Below are 6,574 nucleotides of genomic sequence, written 5' to 3'. Positions count from 1 at the left end.
GTTTAAAACCAATCCCTTTATTTATCGTTTTGCGGTAGGGTTAACCTCAACACTCCCGCTGGTTTCTTTGGCTGAAACACCACACTCTGAGGCCTCGACGTCCAGTGACACCATGGTGATTACCGCCACTGGTTATGAACAGTCCACCCTGTCAGCCCCTGCGTCTATTAGTGTGATAAACCGTTCTCAAATTGAAAACCGCGCCTACAAAGACATCACGGATGCCCTTCAAGATGTTCCAGGCGTGGTAATCACAAGTGGCGGTTCACGCCAAGAGATATCCCTTCGCGGAATGCCGTCTGACTACACCGCGATTCTTGTTGACGGTCGCAAGCAGTCAGGACGAGAAACACAAGTCAGCGGTGGTGGCGGCTATGAGCAAGACTGGCTGCCACCGCTAAATACCATAGAGCGAATTGAAGTAGTGCGCGGTCCGATGTCTACGCTATATGGATCCGATGCGATGGGGGGAGTGATCAATATTATTACCCGAAAAGATAGCGCTGAATGGACAGGCCACTTGCGTGCTGAATCCATGCTGCAAGAAAATAATCAATCGGGTGATTATTATCAAGGAGAACTGTCTTTATCGGGCCCATTGGTCAACGATCGTCTCAGTGGCAATCTCTCAACGCGATATCAGGAACGGGTTGAAGACGACATTGCGTTCGCCAATGGAGGAAAAACACTCGAAAACTATCGCGCATCACTGCACTTTACTGCCACTGAAGACGATACCATCAGTGTAGACTACACCCACCACGACCAAACACGGGAAAACACCGCCGGAAAGACAAGAACCCGCGATTCAGAAACCAATAATAACCGGCAATCTATCGGAATCAGACACGAAGCAAGCTACAGCGATATTAGCGGATCCTCCTATCTTAGTATGGAATCAGTCGAGAACGAGGGTCGCTCGTTAGAAGTAGAAAACACTCGCGCTAAAACACAATGGTCAAAAGGGCTTGATCTTCATTATGTTTCAGTTGGCACCAGTTTTGAACGTGAAGTGCTCGACAACGGTAATTATGAATTTCGTAATAGCCAATGGTCTGTGTTTGCGGAAGATGAATGGTACGTTACCGACAATATTGCTCTAACCTTGGGGCTTCGCTACGACAACAATGAGCAATTTGGCTCTCACCTTAGTCCACGCTTTTATGCAGTATGGTCCCCAAATACAGCTTGGGCGGTAAAAGGGGGCGTATCAACAGGCTACCGAGCACCTAGCCTGACTGAAATGGAAGACGAGTGGGTACAAGAGAGCTGTAATGGTCGATGTGATATTTATGGCAACGCCGATCTAAAGCCGGAATCGTCAATTAATACCGAGCTTGGGCTATATTACGAAGACTTAAACGCGTTAAACGCAAATTTTACCGTTTTTTATAACGACTTTGAAGACAAAATTGACCGCGTTAACCTTGATCCAAACTGCACCGCGCGTGCCTGTGACGCTACCTATGCCAATATTGAAAATGCCATCACCTATGGTACTGAAGCGTCGGTCAAAAAAGCACTGACAAAAAGTCTGGATGTAACCGCGACCTACACCTACACACGCTCAGAAAAACGCGCTGGTGAAGACAAAGGTCAGCCATTAACTCAGGTCCCCACCCACTTGGTCGCGCTCAACACTGATTGGGCTATTCAAGATGACATTGGCTCATGGCTACGCGTTTCCTATCGTAGTGAAGAATCCGATCCGATTAGTATCGATTCAAGAAGTCAGACCGCACCATCCGTTACTTATGTTGACTTTGGCACCAATTGGCAGCTAAACCGCCATTTCAAACTGATGGCCGGCATCTATAACCTTTTAGACAAGCAAACCACTTACGATGAATATGGCTATGTGGAAGATGGTCGTCGTTATTGGTTAGCTGTTGAAACATCCTTTTAATGCGAGCAACAAGTATGAAGTTTCTGATAAAAATATTTTGCGTATCTCTCCTTTATGTATCCTCGGTGAATGCCAGTGAGCACGCGATGATCGACAAAGATATTGTGTATAAACGTATTGACGGCAACGCGATAAGCTTGGATCTCTATACACCCAGCGCTCATGCTGGTCAGCCTTATCCTCTTTTGGTTTGGGTGCACGGAGGTGCATGGAAGCGAGGAAGCAAAGATGCCATCCCAACTAAGAACCCAACATTACTCAAGGCCGTGTTAGAAAAGGGCTATGCATTGGCTGCTGTCGATTACCGCCTAAGTGGTGAAGCGATATTTCCAGCCCCACTAAAAGACATTAATGACGCGCTCAATTTTCTTCACGATCATGCTAACCAATACAATATTACTGCGGATAAATTGGTTGTGATGGGTCGCTCAGCTGGAGGTCACTTAGCCGGCTTGGTGGGTGCCACTAACTCACAGAGCAATATCGCCTTTTACACTCCCCAGCCCAAATACGAAGTGAAAGCGGTGGTCAGTTTCTTTGGCCCTACCGACTTGCTTGCGTTAGGTAAAAAACATGGCAAGAAAGCAAGCAAGCGATCATCCGTATCACGCTTTTTAGGTGACATCCCTAGCAACATACCGGATATTGCACAACGCGCGTCGAGTACCCACTACATCAATTCAAATACGCCCCCATTTATCCAGTTACATGGTGCGAAAGACAGGCGTGTTCCAGTATCTCAAAGCCAACGGCTTAAATCTAAACTTGATGAATATGGCGTTGATAATCAGCTATTTATTGAGCCAGGTGTCGGACACAGCGCAGCCGTGTTTGATACCGAAAAATACGTGCCACGCGTGATGGATTTTCTTGAGCAGCATTTCCCTGTACAGCGTTAACGTGAGTGAACAAAAAAGCCCGCGTGCAATCGAGCGGTTTTTTTCGACTAAGGAGATCAGCGCCCCGGTGGAGGCATCAAATCTCGTCACCATCGTTCGCAATAGAAACGATAGCAATAGAAACGCCACAATCACTTGTGGCGTTTTTTTTAATCATGGCGCACTGTCTTTTAACTTGCTGCCGTGACCGGAAGCACGCGTTTTAAAATATCCGCAAGCGTCACCACGCCAATCATTTCCCCCTCTTTACTCACCACCGCAAGCTGAACGCTGGCTTCACGCATGCGCGCTAGCGCTTCGTAGATGGGGGTGCTGGCATCCAAAACATAGGCATTGCGAGCGACATCGCGTGCGAGTCGGTCTGCCGGTTCGAGTAGCGTATCCCGGACGTGAACCACTAACGGCTTAAGCCCTTTGTTACCAAACACCAAAATACGCAGATGCCCTGACGACACGGCGACAGCGCGCACCTCTGCGACCGTTGCATGTTTATCAACATGTGCCATCACCTGTCCCTGGGTGACCAAGGTTTCGATTGCAATCGAACTCAGATCGATCAACCCCGACAATTGTCGTTGAATCGCTGGTTGCAAGGTGCCGACTTTGCCCGAGTGTTCAACCAATTGACGAATGGTTTGAATATCTTGTCCCCCGACCGCGGCGCTTTCTACTGGCTCAACCCCTGAGGCTTTCACCAAGCGATTGGCAATACGGTTGACCCAGCGAAGTAACGGACGTAACGGCCACACATAAGCACGCGAGACAACACCGATTGCCAGTGCTGACTTTTCTGGATGAGCAATCGACCAAGATTTCGGTGCCATCTCACCCACGACGAGGTGCAAAAATGTCACCACGAACAGCGCAAACCCGAAGGCCGCCGCATCAGCCGCCCAAGCGGGTAAGCCAACCGCGAGAAAGACGGGCCCTACCCAGACATCTACCGCCGGCTTGGTGACCGCCCCGAGTGCAAAGGTACAAAAAGTGATCCCTAATTGCGCCCCTGCCAGCATCAAGGTCAAATCATTCATGCCACGCAGCGCTGCCCGCGCCGACCCACTCTCAACCGCCATTTCTTCCAGACGATGTCGACGCGCACCCATCAAGGCAAACTCGATAATGACAAAAAAGCCACTCAATACAATCAAAGCCAGCGTGACAACACTAACCATCAAAGGATCAGTCATTGGTTATCCTCCGCAATGGGCTGCTCGATGAGCGTAACCCGCACCGACGTGGGGATATGTCGCTCAATGCTTAACACATCCACCTCAAGATGACGCACGATCGGCTGACTCTCTGCCAGTTCGGATGGATCAATCGGCAGCGCGATGGTCACCGTGTCCCCTACAGCTGGCAATGCGCCACATGCCGCAATCAATACCCCTGCAATGGTTTCGACATCGTCCCGCGGCAGATCATAGCCAATCGCACGCTCCACTTCGTCGATGTGCACATCACCATCCATCAACCAGACATTGTCACTTTCAGGGATAACCGCCTCGGCATGATCACTATCATGCTCGTCGGTAATTTCTCCCACGATCTCCATGGCCAAATCTTCAATCGTTAACACACCAGCAAAGCCGCCATATTCATCAATCACACACGCCAGTTGATTGGTCGTGCGCACCAACTGATCTAGCGCATTTGGCAACGGCATTAATGTGGGGAGAACACTGGCAGGACGCATCACTGACGCCACGGTATCATTTGAATCCGCCTCTGTTTTCGCGAGGACGTCTGACAGGTGAACCACGCCCACAGGCGCATCATTATCATCAAGCACCGGATAACGGGTGTGGGCTTGCGCCATCAGCGCCAACAATTCGGACAGCTTGGTTTCTGGCGACACCCAATCAACTTGCGAACGCGGCACCATTGCATGCTCAACATCGCGCGCTGGAAAATCCAGGATCCTATCCATCATCAGTGACAACTCCACCGGCAAATCTCCGCTTTCTCGCGAGTCGGCGATAATATGGTGTAAGTCGTCTTCTGAAGCACTCATATCAAGATCATGCACCGGTTGAATCCCCACCATCCGCAGCACCAGGTTGGCGGATTTATCAAAGAAACTGATGATCCAACCAAACACCGACATATAAATCAGTGTCGACCGCGACATCATACGCGCCATGGGTTCAGCATTGGCAATGGCTAAGTTTTTCGGGTAGAGCTCACCCAAAATCATTTGCACAATCATCGCCACCGCAAGCGTCGCCATGGTGCCAATCGCGATCCCCGTTTCCAACGACAGTCCAAGCCGTTGTAATAATACCCCCATCGACTCGCCGACCAGCGGCTCGGCAACAAAGCCCAACACCAAGCCGGTGACCGTGATACCAAGCTGCGCGCCAGATAGCATAAAGCTCGTCCGTTTTGTCACCGCCAGCGCCCATTTGGCCGATGCATCGCCCGTCGCAGCTAAGGTCGCAAGCTTGGCGCGATCGACCGCCATATAGGCAAACTCTTGCGCCACAAAGTAGCCATTAGCGGCAATAATTAACAAGATAAAGAAAAGACCGAGCAGGAGGGTAATCATAGGTTCAATCATGACTGCGTCCTTTGTTGGTGACAACGTACCAGTGAAGGGGAGTGACAATCGACGCGTGTTGGATCCACAAAATATGCCTTATGTAGAAAGAGGAATCGGAGTATATTCTGGTGATATCGATACAGTCTAGTTAATTTTTGTACACCTCACCGTCGCGCGTTTGGTAGCCAAGAGCGGCTGTGCTTTTTTTCAGGAAAATGGTGGGCTTAGCTTGACCCGGCCAGTGGCCGCCCCTCATCATTATTTCTACCATTCTTTGTTCATTTGTGATCATGCGCCTTGAATACACAGGTCCAATGCCGGAACGCCTCGGTTTTCTGCTACTCCCCCGCTTTTCGATGATGGCCTTTTTCTCTGCTGTCGAGCCACTGCGTATAGCCAACCAGATCAGCGGCGAATCGCTGTTTGATTGGCAAATGATCAGTGAAGACGGCAAGCCGGTGACGGCGTCCAACGGCATGTCACTGCTGGCCGACACAGCCATCGACGCCGTGCATGATCTTCCCTCACTCGCGGTCTGTAGCGGTTTTGATCCTGAAGCTTACCTCAGTCGTCCTTTGATGCGTTGGCTACACCGTCTTGATGCGGCAGGCTGTGTGCTGGGCGGACTCGACACCGGCTGCTTTTTGTTGGCCGCTGCCGATCTGCTCAAGGGCGAGCGGGTCACCCTGCATTGGGAAAGTTTGCCCTCGTTTCAAGAGCGCTTCCCAGAGGTGAGAACCTCAGATGAGCTGTTTGAACTGGGACCGCGGCGCTTCTCCTGCGCAGGGGGCGCAGCGGCGATGGACATGGCGCTCGATGTGATAGCGCGTCGCCACGGCAACCAGTTGGCAATCGACGTCTCCGAGCAGCTGGTACACGAGCGCATTCGTACTCGACGCGATCAGCAGCGAATGACGTTAGCGCGCCGCTTGGGCACCCATCGCCGACGTCTGGTCGACGCGGTGGATGTGATGGAGCGCCATATAGAATCGCCCTTGTCCTTGGCAGAAGTCGCTGAGCGCAGTGGTATCTCGCTTCGTCACCTACAACGCCTTTTTGACAGCGAGCTTAATCAGTCGCCGCGCAGCTGGTATTTGGGATTGCGGCTAGATCGTGCCCGTTACTTGCTTAAAGAAACCGATCTCGATGTGTTAACGGTGGGATTGGCCTGTGGCTTTAGCTCAAGCTCGAGTTTTTCCCGCGCGTTTCGCACCCATTACGGCGTGTCAC

At 51.0% G+C, this 6,574-nt stretch carries 5 protein-coding genes; 3 read left to right on the top strand and 2 right to left on the bottom strand.

What is annotated here, in order from left to right; all coding sequences use genetic code 11:
- Positions 1–67: 67 nt before the first annotated feature.
- Positions 68–1,906, top strand: a complete 1,839-nt coding sequence (locus tag BZG79_RS09705; RefSeq protein WP_347336587.1) for a TonB-dependent receptor — start codon at positions 68–70, stop codon at positions 1,904–1,906.
- A gap of 14 nt (positions 1,907–1,920) precedes the next feature.
- Positions 1,921–2,805: an alpha/beta hydrolase gene (locus BZG79_RS09700; RefSeq protein WP_077774280.1), complete on the top strand. Its 885-nt coding sequence runs from the start codon at positions 1,921–1,923 to the stop codon at positions 2,803–2,805.
- Positions 2,806–2,975: 170 nt separating this feature from the next.
- Here the strand turns inward: BZG79_RS09700 and BZG79_RS09695 are convergent, their stop codons facing one another.
- A complete protein-coding gene (locus BZG79_RS09695) occupies positions 2,976–3,992 on the bottom strand; it encodes a hemolysin family protein (RefSeq protein WP_077774279.1) in 1,017 nt (338 codons plus the stop codon).
- Positions 3,989–5,362 carry a hemolysin family protein gene (locus BZG79_RS09690; RefSeq protein WP_077774278.1) on the bottom strand — a complete coding sequence of 458 codons (1,374 nt, stop codon included), beginning with the start codon at positions 5,360–5,362 and terminating at the stop codon, positions 3,989–3,991. Before BZG79_RS09690 ends, BZG79_RS09695 begins: the two co-directional genes overlap by 4 nt.
- A 296-nt stretch (positions 5,363–5,658) precedes the next feature.
- On the opposite strand from BZG79_RS09690, the gene BZG79_RS09685 reads away from it, so the two are divergent.
- Positions 5,659–6,574 (top strand): GlxA family transcriptional regulator (locus BZG79_RS09685; protein WP_199877693.1); only part of this gene is annotated, 916 nt, incomplete at its 3' end.

Origin of the sequence: Salinivibrio sp. MA427 (assembly GCF_001996115.1) — a bacterium.
Lineage (GTDB): Bacteria > Pseudomonadota > Gammaproteobacteria > Enterobacterales > Vibrionaceae > Salinivibrio > Salinivibrio costicola.
The sequence above is the reverse complement of the archived record's forward strand: the minus strand, read 5'-3'. Positions and strand labels throughout refer to the sequence as shown.

What these genes read in the sequence shown, in the direction of transcription:
- BZG79_RS09700 (WP_077774280.1), top strand. Translation starts at nt 1,921, where the DNA reads ATGAAGTTTCTGATAAAAATATTTTGCGTATCTCTCCTTTATGTATCC.
- BZG79_RS09695 (WP_077774279.1), bottom strand. Translation starts at nt 3,992, where the DNA reads ATGACTGATCCTTTGATGGTTAGTGTTGTCACGCTGGCTTTGATTGTA.
- BZG79_RS09690 (WP_077774278.1), bottom strand. Translation starts at nt 5,362, where the DNA reads ATGATTGAACCTATGATTACCCTCCTGCTCGGTCTTTTCTTTATCTTG.